At 67.4% G+C, this 26,150-nt stretch carries 24 protein-coding genes; 11 read left to right on the top strand and 13 right to left on the bottom strand.

The features are described 5' to 3' along the window. Nucleotide 1: 1 nt before the first annotated feature. Genes fdxH through fdhE form a run of 3 tightly spaced genes read left to right on the top strand, consistent with a single transcriptional unit; the run spans nucleotide 2 to nucleotide 2,549 of the window. A complete protein-coding gene (gene fdxH, locus PSEK12I1_RS0105985) occupies nucleotides 2–922 on the top strand; it encodes a formate dehydrogenase subunit beta (RefSeq protein ID WP_027600974.1) in 921 nt (306 codons plus the stop codon). Further along, on the top strand, nucleotides 919–1,626 hold the full coding sequence (locus PSEK12I1_RS0105980) for a formate dehydrogenase subunit gamma (protein WP_007160995.1): 708 nt from the start codon (nucleotides 919–921) through the stop codon (nucleotides 1,624–1,626). The genes fdxH and PSEK12I1_RS0105980 overlap by 4 nt, the downstream gene beginning before the upstream one ends. After that, nucleotides 1,626–2,549, top strand: coding sequence for a formate dehydrogenase accessory protein FdhE (gene fdhE / locus PSEK12I1_RS0105975; RefSeq protein WP_027600973.1), 924 nt, complete (start codon nucleotides 1,626–1,628; stop codon nucleotides 2,547–2,549). Before PSEK12I1_RS0105980 ends, fdhE begins: the two co-directional genes overlap by 1 nt. 15 nt (nucleotides 2,550–2,564) lie before the next feature. Here fdhE and PSEK12I1_RS0105970 read toward each other — a convergent pair whose 3' ends face one another. Then, the gene (locus tag PSEK12I1_RS0105970; protein ID WP_007160993.1) at nucleotides 2,565–3,164 is read right to left on the bottom strand and encodes a TetR/AcrR family transcriptional regulator; all 600 of its coding nucleotides are present in this window, start codon (nucleotides 3,162–3,164) and stop codon (nucleotides 2,565–2,567) included. Nucleotides 3,165–3,236: 72 nt separating this feature from the next. On the opposite strand from PSEK12I1_RS0105970, the gene bdcA reads away from it, so the two are divergent. Beyond that, nucleotides 3,237–3,950: an SDR family oxidoreductase gene (gene bdcA / locus PSEK12I1_RS0105965; RefSeq protein WP_027600972.1), complete on the top strand. Its 714-nt coding sequence runs from the start codon at nucleotides 3,237–3,239 to the stop codon at nucleotides 3,948–3,950. Between the two features lie 69 nt (nucleotides 3,951–4,019). Here bdcA and PSEK12I1_RS0105960 read toward each other — a convergent pair whose 3' ends face one another. Further along, nucleotides 4,020–4,877, bottom strand: coding sequence for a LysR family transcriptional regulator (locus PSEK12I1_RS0105960; protein ID WP_027600971.1), 858 nt, complete (start codon nucleotides 4,875–4,877; stop codon nucleotides 4,020–4,022). 150 nt (nucleotides 4,878–5,027) lie between these two features. Between PSEK12I1_RS0105960 and PSEK12I1_RS0105955 the strand changes: the two genes are divergently transcribed. The 4 genes from PSEK12I1_RS0105955 (at nucleotide 5,028) to PSEK12I1_RS0105940 (ending at nucleotide 8,999) form a co-directional block, all read left to right on the top strand. Beyond that, on the top strand, nucleotides 5,028–5,774 hold the full coding sequence (locus tag PSEK12I1_RS0105955; RefSeq protein ID WP_027600970.1) for an SDR family NAD(P)-dependent oxidoreductase: 747 nt from the start codon (nucleotides 5,028–5,030) through the stop codon (nucleotides 5,772–5,774). Between the two features lie 167 nt (nucleotides 5,775–5,941). Next, nucleotides 5,942–7,366 carry an MFS transporter gene (locus PSEK12I1_RS0105950; protein WP_223855377.1) on the top strand — a complete coding sequence of 475 codons (1,425 nt, stop codon included), beginning with the start codon at nucleotides 5,942–5,944 and terminating at the stop codon, nucleotides 7,364–7,366. A gap of 31 nt (nucleotides 7,367–7,397) precedes the next feature. Then, complete coding sequence (locus PSEK12I1_RS0105945) at nucleotides 7,398–8,228, top strand: oxidoreductase (RefSeq protein ID WP_027600968.1); 831 nt, start codon at nucleotides 7,398–7,400, stop codon at nucleotides 8,226–8,228. Between the two features lie 192 nt (nucleotides 8,229–8,420). Continuing rightward, nucleotides 8,421–8,999 carry a membrane protein gene (locus PSEK12I1_RS0105940; RefSeq protein ID WP_027600967.1) on the top strand — a complete coding sequence of 193 codons (579 nt, stop codon included), beginning with the start codon at nucleotides 8,421–8,423 and terminating at the stop codon, nucleotides 8,997–8,999. A 37-nt stretch (nucleotides 9,000–9,036) separates the two neighbouring features. Here the strand turns inward: PSEK12I1_RS0105940 and PSEK12I1_RS0105935 are convergent, their stop codons facing one another. Together PSEK12I1_RS0105935 and PSEK12I1_RS0105930 are read right to left on the bottom strand one after the other, a co-directional pair. Further along, complete coding sequence (locus PSEK12I1_RS0105935) at nucleotides 9,037–10,302, bottom strand: Hsp70 family protein (RefSeq protein WP_027600966.1); 1,266 nt, start codon at nucleotides 10,300–10,302, stop codon at nucleotides 9,037–9,039. 129 nt (nucleotides 10,303–10,431) lie between these two features. After that, nucleotides 10,432–10,875 carry a thiol-disulfide oxidoreductase DCC family protein gene (locus PSEK12I1_RS0105930; RefSeq protein WP_027600965.1) on the bottom strand — a complete coding sequence of 148 codons (444 nt, stop codon included), beginning with the start codon at nucleotides 10,873–10,875 and terminating at the stop codon, nucleotides 10,432–10,434. Nucleotides 10,876–11,027: 152 nt separating this feature from the next. Between PSEK12I1_RS0105930 and PSEK12I1_RS0105925 the strand changes: the two genes are divergently transcribed. Beyond that, the gene (locus PSEK12I1_RS0105925; RefSeq protein ID WP_027600025.1) at nucleotides 11,028–11,825 is read left to right on the top strand and encodes an SDR family NAD(P)-dependent oxidoreductase; all 798 of its coding nucleotides are present in this window, start codon (nucleotides 11,028–11,030) and stop codon (nucleotides 11,823–11,825) included. Between the two features lie 134 nt (nucleotides 11,826–11,959). Here the strand turns inward: PSEK12I1_RS0105925 and PSEK12I1_RS0105920 are convergent, their stop codons facing one another. The 5 genes from PSEK12I1_RS0105920 to PSEK12I1_RS0105900 form a co-directional block, all read right to left on the bottom strand. Further along, nucleotides 11,960–12,697: a DUF502 domain-containing protein gene (locus PSEK12I1_RS0105920; protein ID WP_027600964.1), complete on the bottom strand. Its 738-nt coding sequence runs from the start codon at nucleotides 12,695–12,697 to the stop codon at nucleotides 11,960–11,962. A gap of 86 nt (nucleotides 12,698–12,783) precedes the next feature. Then, nucleotides 12,784–14,601: a S9 family peptidase gene (locus PSEK12I1_RS0105915; protein WP_027600963.1), complete on the bottom strand. Its 1,818-nt coding sequence runs from the start codon at nucleotides 14,599–14,601 to the stop codon at nucleotides 12,784–12,786. 231 nt (nucleotides 14,602–14,832) lie between these two features. Beyond that, on the bottom strand, nucleotides 14,833–15,897 hold the full coding sequence (locus PSEK12I1_RS0105910; RefSeq protein ID WP_027600962.1) for a PA0069 family radical SAM protein: 1,065 nt from the start codon (nucleotides 15,895–15,897) through the stop codon (nucleotides 14,833–14,835). Between the two features lie 114 nt (nucleotides 15,898–16,011). Further along, nucleotides 16,012–17,277, bottom strand: coding sequence for an OprD family porin (locus tag PSEK12I1_RS0105905; protein ID WP_027600961.1), 1,266 nt, complete (start codon nucleotides 17,275–17,277; stop codon nucleotides 16,012–16,014). Between the two features lie 252 nt (nucleotides 17,278–17,529). Then, nucleotides 17,530–18,927 (bottom strand): MFS transporter, encoded by a 1,398-nt coding sequence (locus tag PSEK12I1_RS0105900; RefSeq protein ID WP_027600960.1) that lies wholly within the window; start codon nucleotides 18,925–18,927, stop codon nucleotides 17,530–17,532. 448 nt (nucleotides 18,928–19,375) lie between these two features. On the opposite strand from PSEK12I1_RS0105900, the gene quiC reads away from it, so the two are divergent. Next, nucleotides 19,376–21,277: a 3-dehydroshikimate dehydratase QuiC gene (gene quiC / locus PSEK12I1_RS0105895; protein ID WP_027600031.1), complete on the top strand. Its 1,902-nt coding sequence runs from the start codon at nucleotides 19,376–19,378 to the stop codon at nucleotides 21,275–21,277. A gap of 54 nt (nucleotides 21,278–21,331) precedes the next feature. Further along, the gene (locus PSEK12I1_RS0105890; RefSeq protein ID WP_027600959.1) at nucleotides 21,332–21,988 is read left to right on the top strand and encodes a TetR/AcrR family transcriptional regulator; all 657 of its coding nucleotides are present in this window, start codon (nucleotides 21,332–21,334) and stop codon (nucleotides 21,986–21,988) included. Nucleotides 21,989–22,516: 528 nt separating this feature from the next. Here PSEK12I1_RS0105890 and PSEK12I1_RS0105885 read toward each other — a convergent pair. The 4 genes from PSEK12I1_RS0105885 to PSEK12I1_RS0105870 form a co-directional block, all read right to left on the bottom strand. Next, nucleotides 22,517–23,374: a glucose 1-dehydrogenase gene (locus PSEK12I1_RS0105885; RefSeq protein WP_027600958.1), complete on the bottom strand. Its 858-nt coding sequence runs from the start codon at nucleotides 23,372–23,374 to the stop codon at nucleotides 22,517–22,519. A 32-nt stretch (nucleotides 23,375–23,406) separates the two neighbouring features. Beyond that, nucleotides 23,407–24,480 (bottom strand): class I mannose-6-phosphate isomerase, encoded by a 1,074-nt coding sequence (locus PSEK12I1_RS0105880; protein WP_027600957.1) that lies wholly within the window; start codon nucleotides 24,478–24,480, stop codon nucleotides 23,407–23,409. Nucleotides 24,481–24,536: 56 nt separating this feature from the next. After that, nucleotides 24,537–25,394: an SDR family oxidoreductase gene (locus PSEK12I1_RS0105875; RefSeq protein ID WP_027600956.1), complete on the bottom strand. Its 858-nt coding sequence runs from the start codon at nucleotides 25,392–25,394 to the stop codon at nucleotides 24,537–24,539. A 100-nt stretch (nucleotides 25,395–25,494) separates the two neighbouring features. Then, the gene (locus tag PSEK12I1_RS0105870; protein WP_027600035.1) at nucleotides 25,495–26,082 is read right to left on the bottom strand and encodes a TIGR00730 family Rossman fold protein; all 588 of its coding nucleotides are present in this window, start codon (nucleotides 26,080–26,082) and stop codon (nucleotides 25,495–25,497) included. Nucleotides 26,083–26,150: the final 68 nt, after the last annotated feature.

Genomic DNA, 26,150 nt, shown 5'->3' with positions numbered 1-26,150 from the left:
TATGAGAGGCGATCAAGTCAACTTCCAGAACATCGTCGCACGCTCGGCCACCTCCGAGGAGTCGCCCCACACCCGCATCGGCGGGGTGGAAGCGGTGGCCAAGCTGATCGACGTGTCGCGCTGCATCGGCTGCAAGGCCTGCCAGGTGGCCTGTTCGGAATGGAACGACCTGCGCGACGAGGTCGGGCATTGCAACGGTACCTACAACAATCCGCCGGACCTCACCCCGGAGACCTTCCAGGTGATGAGATTCGACGAATACGTCAACGAGAAGGGCAACCTGGAGTGGCTGATCCGCAAGGACAACTGCATGCATTGCGCCGAGCCGGGCTGCCTCAAGGCCTGCCCGGCGCCGGGGGCCATCGTGCAGTACGCCAACGGCATCGTCGACTTCAATTCCGAGCACTGTATCGGCTGCGGCTATTGCGTCTCGGGCTGCCCCTTCGACGTGCCGCGCATCTCCAAGAAGGACCAGAAGGCCTACAAGTGCACCCTCTGCTCCGACCGCGTCTACCACGGCCTGGAGCCGGCCTGCGTCAAGTCCTGCCCGACCGGGGCGATCATGTTCGGTACCAAGGAGGACATGACCGAACACGCCCAGATGCGCGTCGGCCAGCTGCATGACCGCGGCTTTCCCGGCGCCGGTCTCTACGATCCGGCCGGGGTGGGCGGCACCCATGTGATGTACGTGCTGCAGCATGCCGACAAGCCGAAGCTTTATACCCACCTGCCGGCCGATCCGCAGATCAGCCCCATGGTCAGCCTGTGGAAGGGCGTGACCAAGCCGATCATGTCGGCGCTGCTGGGCGTCACCGCCATCGCCGGCATTGCCCACTACCTGACCAAGGGACCCAAGGAAGAACCCGAGGAATCCCCGGACGAGGCAGAGCGCCACGCCGCGCGCGAGGAGGATCGGCCATGACCACGCCGTCGGACAACAAGCGCGGCATCCTGCGCTACACCACCTTCAGCCGGCTGAACCACTGGTTCATCGCCTTCACCTTCGTCTGCCTGACCCTGAGCGGCCTGGCCTTCTTCCACCCGTTCTTCTTCGACCTCACGGCGCTGTTCGGCGGGCCGACCATGACGCGCATCCTGCACCCCTTCATCGGGGTGGCCATGAGCCTGGGCTTCGTGGTCATGGCGGTGCGCTTCTTCAAGGTCAACCTGTTCAAGCGTCACGACGTGGCCTGGGTGCGGCGCATCGGCGACGTCCTCGCCAACCGCGACGAGCTGGCGCCGCCCATCGGCGCCAACAACCCAGGGCAGAAGCTGGTGTACTGGGTGATGCTGCTGTCGGTGCCGGCGCTGCTGCTCAGCGGCTTCTTCATCTGGCGCCCGTATTTCGCCGACATCCTGCCGCGTGGCTGGCTGCGCTTTTCCAGCCTGGTGCACGCCTATGTCGCCTTCGTCGCCATCGTCACCCTGATCATCCACGTCTATTCGGCGATCTGGGTGAAGGGCTCCTTCCGCGCCATGACCCAGGGCCGCGTCAGCCGTGCCTGGGCCAAGCACCACCACCGGCTGTGGTACGACGAGATCGTCGAGCAGGAACGCCGCGAAGGCGGCGAGCGGGGCGAACGCCCCCTGGATGAACACCGCATGCCTGACAAGGGGACCCCCTGATGCATCAGTACGGCACCTCGCCCACCGGCATCCTCAATCCGCCACCGGTGGTCCTGCCCGATCGCCAGCTGTTCGCCCGTCGCGCCCGCCGCCTGCGCGAACTGGCCGAGCGCAGCCCCGAGCTGGGCGATTTCCTCGGCTTCATGGCCCTGCTGGTCCAGGCCCAGGAGGCCGTCCTGCAGGACCGCCAGCCCAGCTGGCAACCGGCGCCGGATGCCTTCAGCCTGGCCCTGGAGCACGGCATGCCGCCGCTGCAGGGGCAGGCTCTGCTGCGGGATCTGGACTGGCAGGGCGATCTGGAGGCGCTGCTGGCCAACCTGGAACTGCGCATCGCCGCGCGTCAGCGGCCGGTGCTCGAACAGCTGGCCGCCTTGCCGGCGACCGAGTGTCAACGGCTCGCCGAGCAGTTGCTCGCTCAGGAGCCCGGCGCCCCAGAGGTCCGGGCGCTGCTGCCGCTGGTGGGCGCTGCCCTGCAGGTGGCCTGGGTGCGCCTGGCCCTAGGCCTGCCGCAACCGCCCCAGCGCCATGGCGACGCCAGCCGGGTGCTGTGCCCGACCTGCGCGGCGCCGCCGCTGGCCAGCATCGTCCACGCCGACCGCGATCGCGACAACGTGCGCTACCTGCATTGCAGCCTCTGCGCCACCGAGTGGCACCTGGAGCGCAGCAAGTGCAGCTGCTGCAACACCAGCGCCCAGGTGCGCTATCTGGCCCTGGAAGACGCCGCTGGCAAGACGCCCCTGGCCGCCCAGGCCGAGACCTGCGACAGCTGCGACAGCTACCTCAAACTGGTCAGCAAGAGCTTCAACCTCGGCGCCGAGCCCCTGGCCGACGACCTCGCCAGCCTGCCGCTGGACTTCGCCCTGGCCGAAGAAGGGCGCTATGCCCGCAGCGGCTTCAATCCGCTGTTCATCGCCGGGGAATAAAGCGCCAGCGCCGCGTCACGCCTCCGCGGCCAGGGCCTGGGTCAACGCCAGGCCCGCCAGGCGCGCGCTCGCCAGCAACCGCTCCAGGCTCTGCCCATGCCGCGCGCTGGCGGAGAGCCCGGCCATGGTGGTGATGACGAAGTCGGCCAGCTCCTGCGCACGCTGCGGCTGGCGACCGGCGATATGGGTGCGGATAAGCGTCTGGGCCGTCTGGTGGTGCCGGTCGGCTGCCGCACGGGCCTGGGGATCGTCGGAATGGGTGCCCTCCAGCACCAGGCAGCCGGTCGAGCTGGGGTCGGCTACATAGCTGCGCGCCGCCTCTTCCAGCACTCGGGTGAGCGCTACCGCCAGGGACTGTTCGCCGTCCAGGATCTCGTGCAGCAGCACGGCGCCCGTCGAGATGTAGCGTTCGAGCACCCGCTGGTACAGCTCCAGCTTGCTGCCGAAGGCCGCATAGAAGCTCGGCGGCCTGATGCCGAGCGCCTGGGTCAGGTCGGCGACGCTCACCCCGTCATAGCCCTTTTCATGGAACAGGCGCTGGGCCTGGACGATGGCCTCGTCCGGATCGAAGCGGCGGGGCCGCCCACGGGTTGCGGGTTTATTTGTAGTGCTCATTACAAAATTACTTTGACAGCGAACGGGAGAAGATTATTGTAGCACTCACTACATTAATCAGGAGGCTGACTCATGAGCAATTTCGCAGGCAAAAAGGTCTTGGTGCTGGGCGGCAGTCGCGGCATAGGCGCGGCCATCGTGCGGCGCTTCGCCACCGATGGCGCCCGGGTGACCTTCACCTATGCCAGTTCCAGGGACGCCGCCCAGGCCCTGGCGGCGGAAACCGGTAGCACCGCCGAGCTGACCGACAGCGCCGACCGCGACGCGGTGATCGCCCGGGTGCGCGCCTGTGGTCCGCTGGACGTGCTGGTGGTGAATTCCGGCGTGGCGCTGTTCGGCGATGCCCTGGAACAGGACCCGGACGCCGTCGATCGCCTGTTCAGCATCAATGTGCAGGCGCCCTATCACGCGGCCGTGGAAGCCGCGCGGCAGATGCCGGCGGGTGGGCGGATCCTCGTCATCGGCTCGGTGAATGGCGATCGCATGCCACTGCCCGGCCTGGCCGCCTATGCCATGAGCAAGTCGGCCCTGCAGGGTCTCGCCCGCGGTCTGGCGCGGGACCTTGGTCCGCGCGGCATCACCGTCAACGTGGTGCAGCCGGGCCCCATCGATACCGAGATGAATCCGGCCGATGGCCCCATGAAGGAGCTGATGCACAGCTTCCTGGCGATCAAGCGCCACGGTAGCGCCGACGAGGTGGCCGGCATGGTCGCCTGGCTGGCCGGCCCCGAGGCCGGCTTCGTCACCGGCGCCATGCACACCATCGACGGCGCCTTCGGCGCCTGATCGAGTGCGTACCCCTATCGTCCAGGGCCCAGGCGATAGGGGCGACGGCCGGCTATCCGGCAGGCCAGCCTAGTGCGCCGGTCCCAATAGCTCCTCGGCGATATCCAGCAACGCCCGCAGCCTGTCCATGTGGCGCAGGTCCTGGTGATAGCCCACCCAGATATCCCGTGATGGAGGACTGCCGAAGCGCTCGATGAGCTGCAGTCCGGCGGTCGCATCGCCGAGCGGGCGGGGCAGGACGGCCACCCCCAGGCCACGCCGGCACATCTGCGCCTGAACGGTTCGACTGGTACTGGTGAAGGCCCGTGGCGAGTCCGGCAGCCGCTCGAGCAGCCAGGCGACATCGGGAAAATGCGATTGCGCGCTGTTCATGAGGATCAGCCCGACCGCAGCCGTATCCTCCTGCACCGCTAGCGCCGTCTCTGCGGAGCCATAGAGGCCGTAGGGCATCCTCAGGAAACGGCGCTGCACGATATCCGGTTCGCTGAAGGGCACCAGGCGAAAGGCCACGTCCGCATCGCGTCGGGAGAGATCCAGCAGTCGATAACTGGCAATGACCTCGGGTACCACGGCAGGGTGCCGCCGGGTCAGGTCGGCCAGGACCGGCGCCAGCACATAGCCGGCGAACCAGTCCGCCGAAGAGATGCGCAGGATTCCCTCCAGGCGCTGGTGATTACCTGCCAGGCGCCGCTCCATCGCCAGGGCCGAGGCTTCCATGGACTCGGCCAGGGCGAATACGGCATCTCCCGAATTCGTCAGGATCAGGCCCTCGCGGGTGCGCCGTAGCAGCGCCTGTCCGGCTTCATCCTCGAGCGTTTTGATCCGTCGACCTACCGTTGGGTGGCTGATTCCCAAGGCTCGCGCGGCCGAGCCATAGGAACCGCCCCGGGCGACTGCCAGAAAGATCCGCACATCGCTCCATTCCATGGCGTACCTGCGTACAAAAATGAACATTAAATATGCAGGAAAGACAGTCCCCAAACAATATCGTAGGGGTGACCATGACAGCTCACATCGACGTAGATCCGTTGGCTTCAGCCAGGCATGTTCGAACTGGCGCTGTGCAGGTGAGCAGATATGAGCAGATTGCTAGATAGGGTTGCGATTGTAACGGGTGCCTCCAAAGGCATCGGTGCGGGTATTGCCCGGCAACTGGCGGCGGACGGCGCCAAGGTCGTCATCAGCTATGCGTCCGGCAGGAGAGGGGCGGATGCCGTCCTCGCCGACATCGATGCGGCGGGGGGTACCGCTATCGCGCTACGCGCCGACGTCCGCCAGCGGGCCGATATGGAGGCCTTGGTAGAGGCGGCCCGCGAACACTTCGGGCGCCTGGATATCCTGGTGAACAATGCCGGCGTCTATCGATTCGCCAGGATCGAGGACACCACGGCAGACCTGTATCGGCTGCAATTCGACATCAATGTGCTCGGGCCCTTGCAGCTGATAAGCGCCGCCAGCCCCTACCTGGGCGCCGGCAGCAGCATCATCAACGTCAGCTCGAATGTCACCAGCGTCCTGCCGGCGGAAAGCGCCGTCTACAGCGGCACCAAGGGTGCGCTCGATGCGATCACGGGTGTGCTCGCCCGCGAGCTGGGCCCTCGCGGTATCCGCGTGAATGCCGTCAATCCTGGCCTCATCGACACCGAGGGCACCCAGACCGCCGGCGCCCTCGGCGCGGAATTCCAGGCCTGGAACGAGGCCCGCACCCCGCTCGGCCGTATCGGCCAGGTAGGGGATATCGCCCCCATCGTCGCCTTCCTGGCGTCCGACGATGCCCGCTGGGTGACCGGCGAAACTCTCTTCGGCTCCGGCGGCATGCGCTAGACCAGGCGGTGGCCCCTGCCGCGCCGACAGCGGTCGGCCGCTTGCCAACCGCTCGCGGGCACGCTCCTGCCAGCTGTGGCCGCGCTTTTCAAGTAATCGCTGCATCAACCCGCCGCGCGCCGGCAACGCGCGCGGATCAGGATGCGGCCCGATTAAAGGTAAAAGTCATGAGCTCATCCCTTCCCATGGCCCAGCCCGATAGCCGTCGCTGGTTCGCGCTGGGCGTGCTGCTGGTGGGTACGCTACTGCCACCGCTCGACTTCTTCATCGTCAATGTGGCGCTGCCGGTGATCCGTCACGACTTCGCTACCTCGTCGGATCTGGCCCAGCTGGTGGTATCCGTCTATGCGACGGCCTATGCGGTCACCCTGATCCTGGGCGGTCGCCTGGGTGACATGTTCGGCCGCAAGCGTGTCTATCTGGGCGGCATGCTCGGCTTCGGTATCGCCTCCGCGCTATGCGGGTTCGCGCCAACACCAGCTGTGCTGATCGCCGGGCGGCTGCTGCAGGGGGTGGCGGCGGCCATCATGGCGCCGCAGTCCATGGCCCTGATCCATGCGACCTTTCCGGCAGAAGAGAAGAATCGGGCGCTCGGCCTGTACGGCGCGACCTTCGGACTCGCCGCTGTGCTGGGCCAGGTCCTGAGCGGGGTGCTGATCGAGGCCAATCCCTTCGGACTGGGCTGGCGCAGCATCTTCCTCATCAATCTTCCCGTCATTCTCTGCGCCCTGCCGGCCGCGCTGGTCGCACTGCGCGAGAGCCGGGCCCCGCAACCGGGCCGGCTGGATGTCATGGGTGCCGGCCTGCTCGCGGCGGGGCTGTTGGCGCTGGTGGTGCCCCTGGTCGAGGGGCCACGCCTGCACTGGCCCTGGTGGTCGCTCCCCCTGCTCGTCGTCAGTGGCGGATTGCTGATCACCTTCTGGCGCTACGAACAACGCAAGGAGGCGGCCGGCGAGACGCCCCTGGTGCTGCCTTCCCTGCTTGCCGCCCCCCGGCTGAGACGCAGCCTCCTGGCGACCTTCCTGTTCTATGCCCTGGCGCCTTTCTTTCTCGTTTTCGCCGTCTACCAGCAGGCCGGTCTGGGGCATGGAGCCCTGGCTGCGGGGTGGGCGATCCTGCCGCTGGGGATCGGCTTCCTCTTCGGGCCCCTCTGCAGTCCGCATCTTGCCCAGCGGCTGGGGGCACGCACCGCCGCCTTCGGCATGGGCCTGGAGGTCATGGGCCTGCTGTTGGCGGCCGCGCTGGCGGGCCTGCCCTCCTGGCTGCCGGTGCCGTTGCTGTTGATCGGCCTGGGGCAGGGCATAGCGCTTCCGGCCCTGGTGAGAGTCAACGCGGATCAGGTGGCGCCGAGCCTGGCCGGACTCGCCGCCGGCTTGACGAATGCCACCCTGCAGATCAGCGCCGCCCTGGCGGTGGCGCTCATCGGCGGCCTGTTTTTCGCCCTCGCCCCCGATGGTGCTGGCGGAAGAGAGGTGCAGACCGCCTTTTCCGCTGCCGCCCTGACGATGGGCGGGGCCTTGGCGCTAGCGGCCGTTTTGAGCTGGCCGAGCGCTCCGGCGACCGCCACGCGAGGGGCCTGCGATGCAGACTGAACAGCGCCCTTCACCGCGCGAGGAGAACAGCATGAGAAAGACCTGGCTTATTACCGGTTGCTCGAGCGGTCTAGGCGGCCATATTGCGGCCATGGCCGCCGCGCGTGGCGACAGGGTCGTTGCAACGGCTCGCGATCCCGCCCTGTTGCAACCCCTGGTTCGGCAATTCCCGGAGAACCTGAGAGCCGTACAGCTGGACGTCACCAAGCCCGCCTCGGTGGCTGCCGCGATTGCCTATGCCGAGCGGGAATTCGGCGGTCTCGATGTCTTGGTCAACAACGCCGGGATAGGCTTCATCGGTGCCGTGGAGGAGGCCGAGCCCAGCGAATACCGGCCGGTATTCGAGGTGAATGTATTCGGTCTGATCGAAACGACCCGCCTGGCATTGCCTGCCCTGCGGCGACGCGGCGGCGGCCGCATCGTCAACCTCTCATCCGGGGCAGGGCTCTCGGGAGGACCGGGTTCCGGCTACTACAGCGCGAGCAAGTTTGCTGTCGAGGGATTTTCCGAGTCGCTGGCCAAGGAAGTGGAACCCTTCAGAATCCGCGTGACCATCGTCGAGCCCGGGCCGTTTCGCACCGATTTTCTCGGGCGCTCCATCGCCATGGCGAACCGGGTGATCCCGGCCTATGCCGACACGGCCGGGCGACGACGTGCCTACCGGGACAGCAACGATGGCAAACAGGCCGGCGATCCGCGCAAGGCTGCCGCGGTGATAGTGCAGGCCGTCATGGCGACCGAGCCACCCTTGCATCTGCCGCTCGGACCGGTCGCCTACGACATCGCGGAGCGCAAGTCGCAGGCGCTGCGCGCTGATATGGCGACCTGGCGCGACATCGCCCTGCCTACCGACTTCGACTGATAGATCCAGGCGGGGCTGCGTGGCCCCCGACCCTTCCACGCACCGCGCGGATCATCTCGATCCCCCCGTTGCCCGACCCGCCTGGGCGGCCTGCTCATCGCCGGGGGGCCGGGGCCGTTTCGCCCGGTGAGTGGCTGCTTTTCTCGGCAAGCCTTTTTGCCGTTCCCTGGATGAACACCGCTGGAGTACTCCATGAGTCATGCCTTAGGCGCTTCGACCGGCAGCCCCTGGCTGCAACGCTACTATTTGCTCAGGGCGGCGGTTGCGCTGCTGTGGATCGCGTTGGCCCTCGCCCTTGGCCACGCGACGGCTTGGGCGGGGCCGCTCCTGCTCGTCCTCTACCCTGCGTGGGATGCCCTGGCGAACGTCCTCGATGCCCGCCAGAGCGGCGGACTGCGGCACAACGTTGGGCAGCGGCTCAACGCCGTCGTCAGTCTGAGCGTCGCGGTGGCGATAGGGCTGGCACTGACGTCTGGCATGGGCGCCGCGATCGGGGTGTTCGGGGTCTGGGCCATGGCCGCTGGGCTTCTCCAGCTGGCGGTGGCGATACGGCGCTGGCGGACGTCCGCTGGCCAGTGGGCGATGATCCTGAGTGGCGCTCAATCCGCCCTGGCGGGCGGATTCTTCGTGAAGCAGGCAGCTGACGGTGTCCCGCTGGATGTTTCCAGCGTGACGCCTTATGTGGCTTTCGGTGCCTGCTACTTCGGGGTCTCGGCGGCTTGGCTCGCGGTAGCGAGATCGCGGCGGAGCGCGGCCGGCAAGCGAGCCTGATGCGGAGTCGACGCCGGCCCCAACAGTATCGAAGGACTCAGCCGTAGCGCTTGAAGGCCTCGATGGCCAGGCCGTTGCCGATGTTGCCGAAGCGATCGCCGTCCACCAGACGGGCGCCGGGGAAGCGCCTGGCGAGGGCCTGGCGCAGCGCCGGGATGCCGCTGGAGCCGCCGGTGAAGAACAGGCTGTCGACCCGCGCCGGATCCAGGTCGGCGCGGGCCAGCAGGTCGTCCACGCCACGGCTCAGGCGTTCCAGTTGCAGGGCGATGGCGGCGTCGAACAGCGGGCGTTCCAGATCCGCGGCCAGGCCGGTCTCGATGCGATCCAGGCGCAGGGTGCGGCGCCAGTCGTCGGTCAGGGCGATCTTGGCGTCTTCCACCTGGATCGCCAGCCAGTGGCCGGCGCGCTGTTCGATCAGCTTGAACAGCCGATCCATGCAGCGGGTGTCCTGGGCGTCGTATCTCATGTCGCGCAGGGTCAGCACGCTCTTCTTGGCATAGACGGCGTTGATGGTGTGCCAGGTCGCCAGGTTGATGTAGTGGCTGGTGGGCATGGTGGCGCCGCTCTTCATGGCGCTGCCGTAGCCCAGCAGCGGCATGACCCCTTCCAGACTCAGCTGGCGGTCGAAGTCGGTACCGCCGACGTGCACGCCGCCGGTGGCGAGGATGTCGCCGGCGCGATCGGCCAGGGCACGGCGCTCCGGTGCCAGGCGCACCAGGGAGAAGTCCGAGGTACCACCGCCGATGTCGACGATCAGCACCAGTTCCTCGCGTTCGATGCTGCGCTCGTAGTCGAAGGCGGCGGCGAGGGGTTCGAACTGGAAGGAGATGTCGCTGAAGCCCACCTGGCGCGCCACGGCGGCCAGGGTGTCCTCGGCTTCCTGGTCGGCGACCGGATCGTCATCGACGAAATGCACCGGACGGCCCAGCACCACGGCGTCGAAGGGGCGATCGGCCTGCTGTTCGGCGCGCTGCTTGAGGGTGCCGAGAAACAGGCCGAGCACCTCGGTGAAGGGCAGGGCGCTGCCGAGGATGCTGGTCTCGCCCTTGAGCAGGTTGGAGCCGAGCAGACTCTTGAGCGAGCGCAGCAGGCGCCCCTCGTAGCCTTCCAGGTATTCGTGCAGCGCCTGGCGGCCATAGGCCGGACGGCGCTCCTCGGCGTTGAAGAAGATCACCGAGGGCAGGGTGGCCTTGCCCTCTTCGAGGGGCAGCAGGACCTCGCCCGAGGGCCTGAACCAGCCGGCGGTGGAGTTGGAGGTACCGAAGTCGAGGCCCAGGGCGCGGGCGGGTAGAGCAGCAGACATGTCAGGATCCGTAACGCGAGCAGCCGCGCAGTTTAGCCGAGACGCGCCTGCAGGCGAACCCTGGCCGGATGCCAGCAGGGTGGGCCCGCGCGTCTGCGGGACTGAAGCGGGTGCGAGCGAGTGGCGGCGTCAGCCCCGGCGCGAGCGGTCGCGCGGCTCGTCCAGGGTGCAGACGTCATCCTGGCACCGCCGACTGCCCTCGGGATGGGGCAGCCAGGTCAGACCCGGGCGCAGCTTGAGGAACAGGCGATAACCCAGTTCCAGCAGGGGCCGCAACGGCCGCCAGGCCAGCGGTCGCGCCCAGTGGCCGAGGCCGGCGGTGCGCCAGCTCCAGTAGGTGGCGTCCAGGCCCTTGAACCAGCGGCCGTCGGCATCCCGGGCGTGCAGCAGATCGAGCATGGCCTGGCGCGGTGGCGCATCGACCGGCGCCTGGTTCGGGTAGTCCGGCGCGGCCAGATCCACCAGCTGCAGTTGGCCGGGGTCGGCATGGCGCCGCAGCCAGGCGATCTCGCGGGCGCACAGCGGGCAGGCGCCGTCGTGAAAGAGGGTCAGGGGCAGGCGGGGTGCGTGCATCGTGAACTTCCCAGGGGTCTTGCCTATCTGGACCGGCAGACGGGGCTGCCGTTGCGCTTTCCGCCGAACGGTAAGCGCAACGGCGCCTCGTGGCGAGTCGGAATCAGAGACGCCGGATCACGGCATTGAAAAAATCTGCGAGCGAGGTCGGTATGGATCTGGGAATCAAGGGGCGCGTCGCCCTCATTACGGGTGCCAGCGGTGGCATGGGTCTGGCCACGGCGAAGCTGCTGGCCGAGGAAGGCGTCAAGCTGGTGCTCTCCGACCTGGAGCAGGGCAAGCTGGAAGAGGCGGCCAAGGGCCTGCCGGGCGATACGCTGCTGATCGCGGCCGACATGACCGACCAGGCCGCGGTGGACCGGCTGGTGGAGCAGGGCGAATCCCGCTTCGGCCAGATCGACATCGTGGTGCACACCGCCGGCGTCACCGGCGCCAAGGGCGATCCCCTGGAACTGGCCGATGCCGACTACGAGGAAGCCTGGGCCACCGACTTCTTTTCCGCCGTGCGCGTCGGTCGCGCCGCCATTCCGCGCATGCGCAAGCGCGGCTGGGGTCGCTTCGTCTGCATCACCTCGGAAAACGCCGTCCAGCCCTATTGGGAAGAGGCCGTCTACAACGTGGCCAAGGCGGCCCTGGCCGCCTTCATCAAGAACCTGTCATACAAGGAAGCGGCCCACGGCGTGCTCTGCAATACCGTGTCCCCCGCCTTCATCGAGACCGGAATGACCGACGGCATGATGGAAAAGCGCGCCGAGGAAAAGGGCGTCTCCTTCGAAGAGGCCATCGAAAGCTTCCTCGACGAAGAACGGCCCGGCATCGTGCAGAAGCGCCGCGGCAAGGTGGAAGAGGTGGCCGCGGCCATCGCCCTGCTGGTGTCCGAGCGCGCTTCCTTCATCAACGGCAGCAACCTGCGCGTGGATGGCGGCTCGGTCCAGGCGGTGCAGAACTAAGGTTAAAAAGTGCCTGCGCTCGGTGATGCTGCGTTAAAAACCAGCTCGGAATGCTCATTTACTATTTGTAAACTCCGCTTCCTCGCTGGTTTTTGCCTTGCCTGACCTTCGCTCGGCGACCTTTTAGCAAATCCTTATCGAGGCTGACGGGGCGGCTCCTCGGCCGTCCCGTTTTCCTGCTGGCGGCACACGGCTTCTTCCAGGGGAATGAATTCCACCTGGCGATCCTTGACCACTGGCGGCAGGGTGATGCCCATGGAGACATAGATGCTGGTGAACATGTCGATGCCCATGTCCGCCGGCTTCACCCAGTCCACCGGGACATAGAGCAGGCCGCCCCCCACGGGGACCGGCGCCGAAGGTACCAGCACGGCGTGATAGTGACGACCCTCGATGTCGATCACCGCCGGATTGGGCAGCAGTGCAAGCACCGCCACGCCCTGACCCCCGAAGAAGCACCACACCGGACTCATGGCGCGGATGTCCGCCCCGCCTTCCTTGCGATCGAGCAACTCGACGAAGCGCTCGGCCAGGCCATAGAGCTTGCCCACCACCGGAATGCGGCGAAAGGTCATGTCGGCGAACCAGCCAAGCGGCCGACGCAGGCCCAGCTTGACCGCCAGCCCCAGCGGATAGAGCAGCACCAGCAGCAGCAGGGTGCCGAGGCCATAGGCCGCCATGGAATTGCCGACGAAGGGATGACCGACCGCCACGAACAACCGGCCCAGGGTGGTGTTAGGGCCGATCAGGCCATTGAGGAAACTGACGATCCAGCCGATCAGCGCCAGGGTCAGCACCAGTGGCAGGAGCAGCAGCAGGCCGGCCAGCCAGGTGGAGACGATGCTTTGAATACCGCGGCGAACGAAGGGCATGCAAGAACTCGACGGCTAAAGCGCCATTCTATACGGGCCAGGCGCGCTCAGCGTCGGCCTGGACCGACTTTCTCAGTGCGCGGCCGTTATAGCCAGCGGCGATAGAAGGCGGCTTCCTGTTCCAGGGCATCGGCCTGGTTGGCCGCTCGGCGAAAGCCATGGCCTTCGTCTGGATAGCGCCTGACCACCACCGGTATGCCACGCGCCTCCAGCGCGGCCGCCATGGCGTCGGTCTGGGCGGGGACCACCACGGCGTCCTTGAGGCCCTGCAGAAAGATCACCGGTGCCTGGATGCCCTCGGCATGCAGCAGCGGCGTCCGCGCCTCGTAGCGCGCGCGATCGGCCTCGGGATCGCCGATCAGCCAGTCCAGGTAGTCGGCCTCGAACTTGTGGGTGACCTTGGCCAGCGCCAGGGGATCGCTGACGCCATAGAGGCTGGCGCCGGCGCGAAAGACGTCGCGGAAGGCCAGGGCGCAGAGCACTGTGTAGCCGCCGGCGCTGCCACCACGGATAAAGGCTCGCGTCGGGTCCACCAGGCCTTGGACACCCAGGTGGTCGACCACCGCGCAGGCGTCCTCGACGTCCACCACGCCCCAGCGCAGGTGCAGCGCCTGGCGGTAGGCCCGGCCGTGGCCGCTGCTGCCGCGATAGTTGAGATCGGCCACGGCGAAGCCCTGGCGCACCCAAAACTGGATGCGCGCATCGAACACCGGATAGGTGCAGGAGGTGGGACCGCCGTGGATGCTGACCAGCAGCGGCGGCGGACCCTCGCTGTGCCGTTCCGGCAGATAGAGAAAGCCCTGGGCCTGGCCGTCGCCACTGGGATAGCTCAGCGGCTGGGGGGCGACGATGGCGCTGTCGCCCAGGGGCGCGACGCCGCCGGTGACGATCTCAACCGCGCCGCTCTGGCGATCGATGGCCAGCACCGCCGAGGGGCGCGTGGGCGCCGCAGCGATGCAGTAGCAATGGCTGTCGTCCAGGGCCAGCCCGCGGAAACGGCTGAAGTCCGCGGCCAGGCGGCGGGTCTCGCCCGCTGCCCGGCGCTCGCCGAGCACGCCGAAGCCGTCTTCCTGCCAGGTCGCCAGCCAGCCTTCCGCCGTCGGCAACCAGCTGGCGCCGCCCAGTTGCCAGGGCGCGGCGGCATGATCCGCCGCAGGCGCCTCCTGGGGCGCGAAGCCCGCCGCGGACTCGCACCAGGGCTGCCACCAGCCCTGGCGATCGCTCAGTGCCCAGAGCCGCTGCTCGCTATCGAACAGCGGCTGTTGCAGCGACTCCTCGGGATCGGCCGACACCACGGTGGGCGCACCGGGACGTCCCTCGGCGTCCAGCGTCGCCGTCAGCAGCCGGGTGCAGGTCCAGGGCTGGTGGGGCCTGTCCCACTCGATCCAGGCCAGGCGGCTCCCGTCGGCGCTGGTGCGCGGTGCGGCATAGAAATCCGCACCCTCGGCCAGCACCTGGCGTGCGCCACCGGCACTCAAGGCGACCAGGCGATGGCGCGGCGGCTGCTCGCGGCGATCCTCCTCGACCGCCAGCACCTGCTGCCGGACACCATCCCAGTGCAGATCGCCGTAGCGCCAGGCCTCGCCTCCGGCCAGCCATTCGGGCGCGCCGCCATCCCGCGGCTGGCGATAGACCGCCTGGTCGGCTTCATTGACGAACAGCGGTCCCTGATCGCCCAGGCAGAGGGCGCCGCCGCCGTATTCGTAGACCTTGCTGCGCAGGCTGAACCCCGCCGGCGTGAGGCAGCGCGGCGCGGCGCCGGCCTCGCGGACCCAGAGGCGGGTGGCGCCATCGGTGGGATCGTACTGACTCCAGTAGAGGCCGCTGGCATCGACCTTGAGTTCGGCGAAGTCGATACCGGCGGCAACGGCCTGGGCCGGCGTGAGCGGGGTAGGGGCGGTCATGGCGACTCCAGAGATAGGCACAGCCGTTTAGCCTAGCAGCTGGATGGCGAGGGCTGGGTGAGGGAGGCCACGCCGTTGGGCTTGGCTGCGCTCAACCCGACCTACGAGGCGTGCGCCGCCGCTTTTCCCCTCTCCCCTTGGGAGAGGGCTGGGGTGAGGGGCTGCGGCGCTTTTCCCCCTCTCCCTTTGGGAGAGGGTTGGGGTGAGGGAGCACCCCGTTCTGCACCCGTGCTAAAACAACCCCAGCTGCTCTCCCGGCGGGGCGAACTGGCTGCAGTCCAGGCCTTCGCCCTCGCGGCGCTCCAGGCCGAAGCGGCGGCGTGCCAGGCGAAAGCGCTGGGCCAGGAGCTCGGCGAACTGGCCTTCGCCCTTCATGCGGATGCCGAAGCGACTGTCGTAATTCTTCCCGCCGCGCGACTGCCGGATCAGGCTCATCACATGGGCGGCACGCTCGGGGAAGTGCGTCTGCAGCCATTCCTCGAACAGCTCGACGATCTCCAGCGGCAGTCGCAACAGCGTGTAGCCGGCCGAGCGGGCGCCGTGATCGCGGGCCGCTTCCAGCAGGGCTTCCAGTTCATGGTCGTTGATCATGGGAATCATCGGCGCCAGCAGAGCGCTCACCGGCACCCCGTGCTCGTGCAGGGTGCGCATGGCGCGCAGCCGGGCCTGGGGCGCCGCGGTGCGGGGTTCGAGGATGCGCTTGAGGTCATCATCCAGCGTGGTGAGGCTGAAGGCCACCCGCACCAGGTTGCGCTCGGCCAGCTGCACCAGCAGATCCAGGTCGCGCAGGATCAGCGCGCTCTTGGTGATGAGGGTCACCGGATGGCGATAGCGCAGCAGGATCTCCAGCGCCTGGCGCGTCAGCTGGTATTGCCGTTCGATGGGCTGGTAGCCGTCGGTGTTGATGCCCAGGGCGATGGGCTGCGGCTGATAGCCCGGCTTGCTCAGCTCCGCCTCCAGCCGCTCGGCCAGATTGGTCTTGGCGATCAGCTGGGTCTCGAAATCGATGCCGGGCGAGAGGTCCCAGTAGGCGTGGGAGGGGCGGGCGAAACAGTAGATGCAGCCATGCTCGCAGCCGCGATAGGGATTCACCGAGCGATCGAAGCCGACGTCCGGCGACTGGTTGCGGCTGATCACCGTCTTGGCCGTTTCCTGGCGGACGGCGGTGGTAAAGGTCAGCGGGGTGGCTTCCTCGTACCAGCCATCGTGCTCGGCCTCGCTGCGGGTGGCGGCAAAGCGATTGTGCGGATTGCTGGCGGTGCCACGACCCCGTGGCGGGCGCTGGGGCTGGGTCATGTCGAGGCCTCTTTGCTGTATCTTTGTACAGTATAAGGCCTGGGCGATCCGGGCAAGCGACAGCGGTCGGCTGGGCGGGCGGAACGGCCACCCGCCCAGCCGCGAACCGGCGCCCTACAGCACCGAGATCGGGTAGTTGAGGATGATGCGGTTCTCGTCGAAGGAGCCGCTGGCACTGTAGTCGCGTCTCATGCTGGAGTTGCGCCAGCGGATCAGCAGCTTCTTCAGCGGGCCGCTCTGCACCTCGTATTGCACCTCGGATTCGCGGCCCCATTCCTTGCCGTCGGTGATGCTGCCGGTGTGCACGTTGTCGCCGCTGAGGTAGCGATTCATCAGGGTCAGACCCGGCACGCCGAAGGCGGCGAAGTTGTGGTCGTAGCGCACCTGCCAGGAGCGTTCCCGGGCGTTGTCGTAGCTGGAGTTGTAGCTGTCGTTGGCCAGGGTGCCGCCGCTGGTGCCGTTGACCCTCATCCAGGCGCTGTCGCCACTGACGCGCTGCAGGCCGACATAGAAGGTGCCGCCGCCCTGTTTGGCCGAGAGCAGCGCATAGGCGGTGCGGTTGTCCAGGGCACCGGCGCGGGCCGAACCGTCGTCGTCGCCGATGAAGTAGCCGAGGTTGGCGCCTAGGGTCCACTTGCCCAGGGGCTGGTAGTGGATGAGGTTGATGAATTTCTGGTGGTAGATGTCTTCGAGCTGGGCGTACCAGAGGCCGACTCGGGTGCGCTTCTCGTTGAAGGTGTATTCGCCGCCAACGAAGTTGAAGCGGTCGGAGGTGGCATTGGCGCGGCCCTGCATGAACATGTCTTCCATGCTGGCGTCGTTGCGCGGGCTGTTCTGCCGCATCTGGCCGCCCCAGAGTTCCAGGTTCTGGATCTCGGTGGAGTGGATCTGCGCGCCCTGGAAGGTCTGCGGCAGCGAGCGGCCATCGTCGGACCTGAGGATCGGCAGCACGGCGAACCACTCGCCGACCTTGATATCGGTCTTGGAGACCTTGGCCTTGGCGGCCACCGCCAGGCGCCCGAAATCCTTGGCCGGCTCGTTGCCGGCATGGGTCGGCAGCAGCTGGGTGCCATAGGTGCCGGCGCCACCGTCGAGCTTGACCGAATAGAGACCCAGGGCATCGATGCCGAAGCCCACCGGCCCCTGGGTATAGCCGGAGGTCAGGCCGAAGATGAAGCTCTGGGTCCATTCCTCGGCCTTGTTCTGCGCGGTGTAGGCGGGGTCGACGAAATTGCGATTGAAGTAGAAGTTGCGCAGGTTGAGATTGGCCTTGGTGCCTTCGATGAAGCCGTCCGCGGCCCACAGCGGCGTGGTGCTGGCGAGGGCGGCAAGGGCGGCGCAGGCACGGGCGAGCCGGCCGGAAGCGAGTCGAGTGCTCATGGTGTTCCTTGTTCTTGTAGGTAAGGGGTGCCCTGCCGGCGCGGGGGCGGCATCTGACGAGGGCGGGTCGGGCGGTGAGGCGAGGGACGGCTAGGAGGGTGCAGGCGACATGGGGGATTCCTTTCTTATTTGAATTATCGGAAAGCAGCGACCGAGGCGTTCGGCTGGGTAGTTATATGACAACGTATGTCTTGCGGCAAGGCTACCAAGGTAGCAGGGCGGAGCCCTCGCCAGGCGAGGGCTCGCGAGGGATCAGACGCTGGCCTTGAGGCTGTCCTGGCGGGCCGTGTCGTAGGAGTGCTTGTCCATCTGCAGGGCGCCTGGCTTGCCCAGGTCGCTCATGGGCACCCGGTAGGTCTCCGGCGACAGGTAGGCCGCCAGGGCCGACAGGCAGGTCACGCCGAAGGCCAGGCCGCCGACCACCAGCCAGATGTTCTCGGTGCCGGGCGGGGCGACCAGGGTGAACAGCGCCGGCAGCATGGCGGTGAACATGGTGCCGATGTTCTGGGCGATGGCCATGGCCGAGACGCGGTAGCGGGTCTGGAACTGCTCCGGGTAGAAGCTCGGGAACACGGCGTTGTAGCCCTGGTAGACCACGCCCCACATCAGCAGCGACATGAGGAAGGCCAGCGGCAGGTTGTGGATGCTGATGGCATAGAGGTAACCGAAGGCCAGCAGACCCGAACCCAGGGCGCCGCCGATCATGGTCGGCCGGCGGCCGATGCGATCGGAGAGGTTGCCGACGAAGGGGATCACCAGCACGGCGACGATGTTGCCCACCACCGGTATCCACAGGTAGACGCTCTTGTCGAAGCCGATGCCGTAGGCCGGCTGCACCGCATAGGCGGCGCCGAAGATGGTGGCCACCACCGGGATGACGTTCATCAGCGCCATCAGCGCGACCAGGATCATGGCCTTCCAGCTGGTGCTCAGGGCTTCGCCGATGGGCGAGCGCCGGGCCACGCTGGCGGTCTCGGTCTTGGCTTCTTCCTTGACGAAGGCGGGCGTCTCATGGACCTCGCGGCGGATGATGAAACCGGCCAGCAGGACGAAGGCGCTGAGCAGGAAGGGGATGCGCCAGCCCCAGCTGTTGAAGGCGTCGGCGGGCATGAAGTAGGCCAGTGGCAGGAAGATCGCCGCGGCCATCACCTGGCCGGCCTGGACGCCCTGCAGGGTAAAGCTCGCATAGTAGCCACGCCGGCCGAAGGGGGCGTGTTCGAGCACCATGGAGCTGGCCCCGGAGATCTCGCCGGCCACGGCGAACCCCTGGATCAGGCGCAGCACCACCAGCAGGATGGGCGCGAGGATACCGATCTGGTGGTAGGTGGGCAGCAGGCCCACGGCCATGGTGGCGATGCCCATGAGGAACATGCACAGCAGCAGGACGTTCTTGCGGCCGCGGGTATCGCCCCAGTGACCGAGCACGAAGGCACCGACCGGACGGGCCAGATAGCCCACGCCATAGGTGGCGAGGGAGGCGACGATGGCCATCTTGGGATCGCTGGAGGGGAAGAAGATCTGCGGAAAGATCAGCGCCGCCGCCTGGGCGTAGATGAAGAAGTCGTAGTATTCCAGCGCCGAGCCGATCCAGCCGCTGGCAGTGGCTTTCTTGGCTTGGGAGCCGGGGGTGGGGGAGGCGGTATTGGCCATGGTTGTCTCCGGAATTTTATTGTCAGGCCAGGAGGGTTTCAGCGCCGCGCACGAACTCGCTCGGGTCGCGGGAGCCGAAGATGGAAAGGACGGGAGGACCTAGCCTGGCCGTCGCCGACTGCGCGTGGTAGGGCTGCAGACGAGACGGGGGACGCAGGATAACGTGGATAGCTGGGGCATGGACGCACACTCTTGTTTGTCTTGTTATGGTCGACGCGGCGGAAGCGACAAGCGCTGGGCTCTACGATCATAGTGCGAGGCGCTAACGGGACTGGTCAATTCGCCGGAAGCCCAACTGTTCGATCAGCGAACAGAAACTAACCGGTTCGTACATAATCCATTGTTGGGTCGCCGGGCGCCACGAATAATCGGCACCAGACCCGACAGATCCGTGTCACCCCGCCCTGGCCCAGCCCGCGGAGTGGCCGTTCAACACAGGAGCACCGGCATGCAGCGTTCCATCGCGACCGTATCCATCAGCGGCACCCTGACCGAAAAGCTCGAGGCCATCGCCGCGGCGGGCTTCGACGGTGTGGAGATCTTCGAGAACGACCTGCTGTATTCCGGTGCCAGTCCGCGGGAGATCCGCCAGCGTGCCCAGGACCTGGGACTGGCGATCACCCTGTTCCAGCCCTTTCGCGACTTCGAGGGCAATCGCCGCGAGCGGCTGCAACGCAATCTCGACCGCGCCGAGCGCAAGTTCGACCTCATGCAGGAGCTGGGCACCGACCTCATCCTGGTGTGCAGCAACACCGCCGCCGACAGCCTCGGCGACGAGCGCCTGATCGCCGACGACCTGCAGCTGCTGGCCGAGCGCGCCGCCCCGCGTGGCCTGCGCATCGGCTACGAAGCCCTCGCCTGGGGGCGTCACGTCAACACCTGGCAGCAGGTCTGGCGGCTGGTGAAGGCGGTCGATCACCCCAATCTCGGCGTGCTACTCGACAGCTTCCACACCCTGTCCATTGGTGGTGATCCGGCGGGCATCGCGCAGATCCCGGGGGACAAGATCTTTTTCGTGCAGATGGCCGATGCGCCCGTGCTGCAGATGGACGTGCTGGAGTGGAGTCGGCATTTCCGCTGCTTCCCGGGGCAGGGCGAATTCGACCTGGCCGGTTTTCTCGCGCCCATCCTGCAGACCGGCTACCAGGGGCCGCTGTCACTGGAGATCTTCAACGACGGCTTCCGCGCCGCCCAGACCCGCGCCACCGCCGCCGATGGCCTGAGGTCCCTGCTCTACCTGGAGGAGCAGACCGCCGCGCGACTGCAGCGCGAAGAGAGCCCGGTGGCAGCGCCGCTGTTCGCCCCGCCCGAGGCGCCGCGCCTGGAGGGCACCGAATTCCTCGAATTCGCCGTGGACGACGGCCATGGCGCCGACCTGGCGGGCTGGCTAGGCAAACTGGGCTTTGCCCGGGCCGGCCGGCACCGCTCCAAGAACGTCACCCTGCTGCGCCAGGGCGAGATCAACCTGGTGCTCAATGCCGAACCCTATTCCTTCGGCCACAACTTCTTCGAGGCCCACGGCCCCTCGCTGTGCGCCATGGCCCTGCGCGTGCCGGACAGCCAGGCCGCCCTGGAGCGCGCCCAGCAGTACCGGGCGCAACCCTATCGCGGCCTGGTCGGTCCCAACGAGCGCGAGATCCCGGCGGTACGGGCGCCCGATGGCAGCCTGATCTATCTCGCCGATCGTGGCGCCGACGGCCGCAGTCTCTATGACACCGACTTCGACGTCAGCGCCGGCGCCAGCGGCGGCCTCGGCCTGACCCACGTCGACCACGTGGCCATCGCCCTGCCGGCCGATGCCCTGGACAGCTGGGTGCTGTTCTACAAGAGCCTGTTCGATTTCAGCGCCGACGACGAGGTGGTGGTCCCGGACCCCTATGGCCTGGTCAAGAGTCGCGCCCTGAAGAATCGCCAGAGCAGCGTGCGCCTGGCGCTGAACATCTCGGAGAATCGCAACACCGCCATCGCCCGGGCGCTGTCCAGTTATCGCGGCTCGGGGGTGCACCACATCGCCTTCGCCTGCCAGGACATCTTCCAGGCGGTGGAGCAGGCCAAGGCCGCCGGGGTGCCCCTGCTGGAGATCCCGATGAACTACTACGACGACCTGGGAGCGCGCTTCGATTTCGACGACGACTTCCTCAGTCGGCTGGCCTACTACAACGTCCTCTACGACCGCGATGCCCAGGGCGGCGAGCTGTTCCACGTCTACACCGAGTCCTTCGCCGACCGCTTCTTCTTCGAAATCCTCCAGCGCAAGGATTACAGTGGCTACGGCGCCGCCAACAGCCCGGTCCGCCTGGCGGCCATGCTGCAGGCGCGCCAGGGTCGCCCGGCGCCCCTGGAATTCTGAGCCAGGCGGGCACCCCGGGGTGCCCGCGCCTCTCCTCCGACAAGAGTCAGCCCGATGCAGGACACCCCGGCGCTCGCGCCCACGCTGCGTACCCCGCGCAAGAACAATCCCGAGAAGACCCGCCAGGCCATCCTCGCCGCCGCCGTGGCCGAGTTCGCCGACCTGGGCCTGAGCGGCGCGCGGGTGGACGCCATCGCCGAGCGCACCCACACCTCCAAGCGGATGATCTACTACTACTTCGGCAGCAAGGAGCAGCTCTACCTGACGGTGCTGGAAAAGCTCTACAGCGACGTGCGCGGCAACGAGGCCGAACTGCCGCTGGACCGCCTGCCGCCGCTGGAGGCGATCCGTACCCTGGCGGAATTCCTTTTCGAGCATCACCGCAGCCACGACGACTTCATCCGCGTGGTGAGCATCGAGAACATCCATCGCGGTCGCCACCTGGCGCAGTCCGAGACCATCTCCAGCCTCAACTCCTCGGCGCTGGAAGCCCTGCGCCGCATCCTCGCCCGCGGCGAAGCCAGCGGCGAGATCCGCAACGGGCTGGACGCGGTGGACGTGCACCTGCTGATGTGTTCGTTCTGCTTCTACCGCGTCTCCAACCGCCACACCTTCGGCCGCATCCACGACATCGACATGGAAGAACCGGCGGTGCTGCGCCGCCACAAGACCATGATCGGCGATGCCATGGTGCGCTACCTCCAGCCGTAGGGCCTGCGGGCGACCCTCACCCCGGCCCTCTCCCAGGGGGAGAGGGGGCGTCTGATCGAGGCTTCCAGTCGCCGGCATGGATTCGTAGGATGGAAAACCGCGTAGCGTTTTCCACGCGGCTGCCCGAGCAATCTTCTCTCTGAGAGAGGGGCAAGCCTCTTAGGTTGGGTTGAGACGGCTTCACCGTCGAAGCCCAACGCTGCCGGATACCCCACGTTGGGCTTCGCTGCGCTCAACCCAACCTACGGAATCATCTACTTTCTCGCCCTCGGAGAAAGGGCGAACCCAGATATGTAGGGTGGAAAACCGCGCAGCGTTTTCCACGCGGCTACCCGAGCAATCTTCTCTCTGAGAGAGGGGCAAGCCTCTTAGGTTGGGTTAAGACGGCTTCATCGTCGAAGCCCAACGCTGCCGGATACCCCACGTTGGGCTTCGCTGCGCTCAACCCAACCTACGGAATTATCTACCCCCTCTCCCTGGGGGAGAGGGCCGGGGTGAGGGCAAACCCAGGCACCCCAGCCAGAACCCTCAGAGCACCGGCATCCCGCCCGTCACCGGCAGCATGGCGCCGGAGATGTAGCTGCCTTCGTCCGAGGCCAGCAGCACATAGGCCGGGGCCAGCTCCACCGGCTGGCCGGCGCGACCAAGAGGGGTACTGGCGCCGAATTGCTCAGGTTCGTCGGGCTTCATGGTGCTGACGATCAGCGGCGTCCAGATCGGGCCGGGGGCCACGCTGTTGGCGCGGATGCCCTTGTCGCCGAGCAGTTGCGCCAGGCCCGCGGTGAAGTTGGCGATGGCGCCCTTGGTCGCCGAATAGGCCAGCAGGGTCGGCGGGGCGATGTCGGCGTTGATCGAGGCGGTGTTGATGATGGAGCCGCCGCGCGGCATGTGTTTCACCGCCGCCTGGGTGATGCGGAACATCGCATGGATGTTCACGTTGAAGGTATGCACCCATTCCTCGTCGGGAATCTCGTCGAGGCTGTCGCGCACCTGCTGGAAGGCGGCGTTGTTGACCAGCACGTCGATGCGGCCAAAGGCTTCGACGGTTTTCTGCACCACGTCCAGGCAGGTCTGGCGGTCGACCAGGTCGCCGGGCAGCAGGACGGCCTGGCGCCCGGCCTCGGTGACCAGGCGGGCGGTCTCGCGGGCATCCTCGTGCTCGTCCAGGTAGGCGATGGCGACATCGGCGCCTTCACGGGCGAAGGCGATGGCCACGGCGCGGCCGATACCGCTGTCGGCGCCGGTGATCAGCGCCGCCTTGCCCTTGAGGCGACCCGAGCCGCGATAGGTGTCGGCGCCGCTGTCGGGCAGCGGATCCATGCGCGCTTCGGAGCCGGGAAAGGTCTGGGGTTGGGGTTTCAGCGGGGGCTTGGGATAGTCGCTCATGGGGACTCCTTGAAGGTCAGTGAGCTTGCAGTTCAGGAAGAGCATTCGATACCCAGGTCGGCCATGACCGCGGGGCCGTAGCCGGCGGCGGCCAGGGGCGCCTGGATGTCCTGATGCAGATCCGGCATGTAGCCGACCAGCAGGTCGGCCGGGCCGCTCAGACGGATTTCGCCGAGCGCGGCCGGCAGCAGCAGGGATTCGGCGGCGCCGAGCATGCCGCTCCAGCCAGCCGACTCCAGCCGTACCGGACGCCCGACGTTGCTCAGCAGGCGGGCGCTGGAGAAGCGATAGTCCAGCGGCGGCGCGCCGGCACCGGCCAGCCGCCAGCGTTCCAGGGCGAAGTGCCGGCAGGCCGTGCACAGCAGGCGGTCGTGCCCATCGTCCAGGGGCAGGCGCAGCCCGGGGGTGACCCGCGGATCGGCATCCAGATCCAGTTCGTCCAGCAGCGCCTCGATACCGGCGCGCCAGTCGGCGTGGGGCAGCGGCTCGCCATCGGTCATGCGCCAGGGCATGGCCTGCTGCTGGATGTCCGAGGTCTGTTCGATCTCGTAGATCAGGGTGCCGGGACCGAAGCTGTGCAGGGTGCCGCCGGGGATGAAGAAGGTCTCGCCGGCGCGCACCGGCAGGCGCCGCATGACGGCGTCGTAGTCCTGCCGCAGCAGGGCGTCGCGCACGCGCTCGCGACTCTGGCCGGGCTTGAGGCCCACCAGGGCGGTGGCGCCCGGTTCGGCCCAGAGGATGTGCCAGGCCTCGGTCTTGCCGTTGGGCTGGCATTCCAGGCGGCGGGCGGTGGCGTCATCGGCGTGCAGATGCACCGGCAGGCGGCCGCTGCCGTCGATGAACTTGGTCAGCAGGGGAAACCAGGGACCCTGCCAGCCGGGCGCGACCAGTTGTTCGGGATAGGCCTGCACCACGTCGTGCAGGCTCTGGCCGGCGAGGGGACCGTCGAGCACCGTGGCACTGCTTCCCGGTACGTCGCTGATTTCCCAGGTCTCGGCGATGCGGCCTGGGGGAAGGCCACGCTTGCCGAGGCGCTCGGCGATCTCGTGACCGCCGAATACATGGGTGCGCAAGGGGGTGGAAAGGCGCAGGGGTTGGCCGAGCATCGGGGGGACTCCAGCGGCAAGAAAGGCGCCCCGGCCCGGGCCGGGGCAGAGAACACTCAGAGAATCGGCTTGCCGCCGGTGACGGCGATGCGCGCGCCCGAGGTGTAGCTGGATTCGTCGGAGGCCAGCATCACATAGACCGGCGCCAGTTCCACCGGCTGGCCGGGGCGGCCGAGCGGGGTGTTGCCGCCGAATTCCTTGACCTGCTCGGGCGGCATGGTGGCCGGGATCAGCGGGGTCCAGACAGGGCCGGGGGCCACGCTGTTGGCGCGGATGCCCTTTTCGCCAAGCAGTTGCGCCAGGCCCGCGGTGAAGTTGGCGATGGCGCCCTTGGTGGTTGCATAGGCCAGCAGTGTCGGCCGCGGCATGTCCGAATTCACCGAGGTGGTGTTGATGATGGAGCCACCCTGGCCCATGTGCTTCACCGCGGCCTGGGTGATGCGAAACATGGCGGTGATGTTCACATCGAAGGTGTAGACCCACTCGTCGTCGGGAATCTCATCGAGGGTCTCGTGGGTCATCTGGAAGGCGGCGTTGTTGACCAGCACATCGATCCGGCCAAAGGCCGCCACGGTCTTGTCCACCACTGCCAGGCACTGGTCGCGCTTGGACAGGCAGCCCGGCAGCAGCAGGGCCTCGCGCCCGGCTTCGCGCACCAGGCGGGCGGTGTCCTCGGCGTCTTCGTGCTCGTTCAGGTAGCTGATGGCGACATCGGCGCCCTCGCGGGCGAAGGCGATGGCCACGGCGCGGCCGATGCCGCTGTCGCCACCGGTGATCAGCGCCTTCTTGCCGGCCAGACGGCCAGAGCCCTTGTAGCTTTGCTCACCGCAATCCGGGACCGGATTCATGCGCGATTGCAGGCCGGGAACCTCCTGCTGCTGTTCCGGCATCGGGGCTTTGGGAAAATCGGTCATGGAGGAATCCTCGTCGCTCGTGTGACTTTTGCGGGCCTGTCAGTACCGACAGGCCACAAGCGGCGAGGGTTCGAGACCCGGGACGGGCGGTGTAGCCGCGCTAGCGCGGTGCCGCTTCGGCCCAGCGCGGCGGCACTGTGGGCTGCCAGGTGGCGAGGGCGTCTAGCAGGGCGGTTGGCGAAGCCTCTACCTGCAGCATGGCGCGGTGCGGCGCGGCGACGAAGCCCTGGGCGACCAGGTGATCGAGGAAGCCTTCCAATTGCGCATAGAAGCCATCGACCTCCAAGAGACCCATGGGCTTGGCGTGATAGCCGAGCTGCCCCCAGGTCCAGACCTCGAAGAGTTCTTCCAGGGTGCCCAGGCCGCCGGGGAGGGCGATGAAGGCATCGGCCAGCTCCGCCATCCGCGCCTTGCGCGCATGCATGCCGTCGACCACTTCCAGCCGAGTGCAGCCCGTATGGCCCAGTTCGGCGGTCTTGAGACTCTGGGGAATGATGCCGATGACTTCGCCACCGGCGGCCAGGGCGGCATCGGCGACCACGCCCATCAGGCCGACCTTGCCGCCGCCGTAGACCAGGGTGAGGCCGCGCTCGGCGAGGGTACGCCCGAGGTGCGCGGCCGCTTCGGCGAAGACCGGCGAGGCGCCGGGCTTGGCACCACAGAAGACACAGACGGTTTTCAGCGACATGGGGACTCCTAGGCAGGCAAAACGCCTAGCCTAGCTGCCCGTCACCCGTGATCAAAGCACCGTCATCG

The organism is Pseudomonas sp. MOIL14HWK12:I1, assembly GCF_000510705.1.
In the GTDB taxonomy this organism is placed as follows: Bacteria; Pseudomonadota; Gammaproteobacteria; order Pseudomonadales; family Pseudomonadaceae; genus Chryseomonas; species Chryseomonas oryzihabitans.
This window is presented reverse-complemented; position numbering and strand designations above follow the sequence as displayed.

What these genes read in the sequence shown, in the direction of transcription:
- fdxH (WP_027600974.1), top strand. Translation starts at nt 2, where the DNA reads ATGAGAGGCGATCAAGTCAACTTCCAGAACATCGTCGCACGCTCGGCC.
- PSEK12I1_RS0105980 (WP_007160995.1), top strand. Translation starts at nt 919, where the DNA reads ATGACCACGCCGTCGGACAACAAGCGCGGCATCCTGCGCTACACCACC.
- fdhE (WP_027600973.1), top strand. Translation starts at nt 1,626, where the DNA reads ATGCATCAGTACGGCACCTCGCCCACCGGCATCCTCAATCCGCCACCG.
- PSEK12I1_RS0105970 (WP_007160993.1), bottom strand. Translation starts at nt 3,164, where the DNA reads ATGAGCACTACAAATAAACCCGCAACCCGTGGGCGGCCCCGCCGCTTC.
- bdcA (WP_027600972.1), top strand. Translation starts at nt 3,237, where the DNA reads ATGAGCAATTTCGCAGGCAAAAAGGTCTTGGTGCTGGGCGGCAGTCGC.
- PSEK12I1_RS0105960 (WP_027600971.1), bottom strand. Translation starts at nt 4,877, where the DNA reads ATGGAATGGAGCGATGTGCGGATCTTTCTGGCAGTCGCCCGGGGCGGT.
- PSEK12I1_RS0105955 (WP_027600970.1), top strand. Translation starts at nt 5,028, where the DNA reads ATGAGCAGATTGCTAGATAGGGTTGCGATTGTAACGGGTGCCTCCAAA.
- PSEK12I1_RS0105950 (WP_223855377.1), top strand. Translation starts at nt 5,942, where the DNA reads ATGAGCTCATCCCTTCCCATGGCCCAGCCCGATAGCCGTCGCTGGTTC.
- PSEK12I1_RS0105945 (WP_027600968.1), top strand. Translation starts at nt 7,398, where the DNA reads ATGAGAAAGACCTGGCTTATTACCGGTTGCTCGAGCGGTCTAGGCGGC.
- PSEK12I1_RS0105940 (WP_027600967.1), top strand. Translation starts at nt 8,421, where the DNA reads ATGAGTCATGCCTTAGGCGCTTCGACCGGCAGCCCCTGGCTGCAACGC.
- PSEK12I1_RS0105935 (WP_027600966.1), bottom strand. Translation starts at nt 10,302, where the DNA reads ATGTCTGCTGCTCTACCCGCCCGCGCCCTGGGCCTCGACTTCGGTACC.
- PSEK12I1_RS0105930 (WP_027600965.1), bottom strand. Translation starts at nt 10,875, where the DNA reads ATGCACGCACCCCGCCTGCCCCTGACCCTCTTTCACGACGGCGCCTGC.
- PSEK12I1_RS0105925 (WP_027600025.1), top strand. Translation starts at nt 11,028, where the DNA reads ATGGATCTGGGAATCAAGGGGCGCGTCGCCCTCATTACGGGTGCCAGC.
- PSEK12I1_RS0105920 (WP_027600964.1), bottom strand. Translation starts at nt 12,697, where the DNA reads ATGCCCTTCGTTCGCCGCGGTATTCAAAGCATCGTCTCCACCTGGCTG.
- PSEK12I1_RS0105915 (WP_027600963.1), bottom strand. Translation starts at nt 14,601, where the DNA reads ATGACCGCCCCTACCCCGCTCACGCCGGCCCAGGCCGTTGCCGCCGGT.
- PSEK12I1_RS0105910 (WP_027600962.1), bottom strand. Translation starts at nt 15,897, where the DNA reads ATGACCCAGCCCCAGCGCCCGCCACGGGGTCGTGGCACCGCCAGCAAT.
- PSEK12I1_RS0105905 (WP_027600961.1), bottom strand. Translation starts at nt 17,277, where the DNA reads ATGAGCACTCGACTCGCTTCCGGCCGGCTCGCCCGTGCCTGCGCCGCC.
- PSEK12I1_RS0105900 (WP_027600960.1), bottom strand. Translation starts at nt 18,927, where the DNA reads ATGGCCAATACCGCCTCCCCCACCCCCGGCTCCCAAGCCAAGAAAGCC.
- quiC (WP_027600031.1), top strand. Translation starts at nt 19,376, where the DNA reads ATGCAGCGTTCCATCGCGACCGTATCCATCAGCGGCACCCTGACCGAA.
- PSEK12I1_RS0105890 (WP_027600959.1), top strand. Translation starts at nt 21,332, where the DNA reads ATGCAGGACACCCCGGCGCTCGCGCCCACGCTGCGTACCCCGCGCAAG.
- PSEK12I1_RS0105885 (WP_027600958.1), bottom strand. Translation starts at nt 23,374, where the DNA reads ATGAGCGACTATCCCAAGCCCCCGCTGAAACCCCAACCCCAGACCTTT.
- PSEK12I1_RS0105880 (WP_027600957.1), bottom strand. Translation starts at nt 24,480, where the DNA reads ATGCTCGGCCAACCCCTGCGCCTTTCCACCCCCTTGCGCACCCATGTA.
- PSEK12I1_RS0105875 (WP_027600956.1), bottom strand. Translation starts at nt 25,394, where the DNA reads ATGACCGATTTTCCCAAAGCCCCGATGCCGGAACAGCAGCAGGAGGTT.
- PSEK12I1_RS0105870 (WP_027600035.1), bottom strand. Translation starts at nt 26,082, where the DNA reads ATGTCGCTGAAAACCGTCTGTGTCTTCTGTGGTGCCAAGCCCGGCGCC.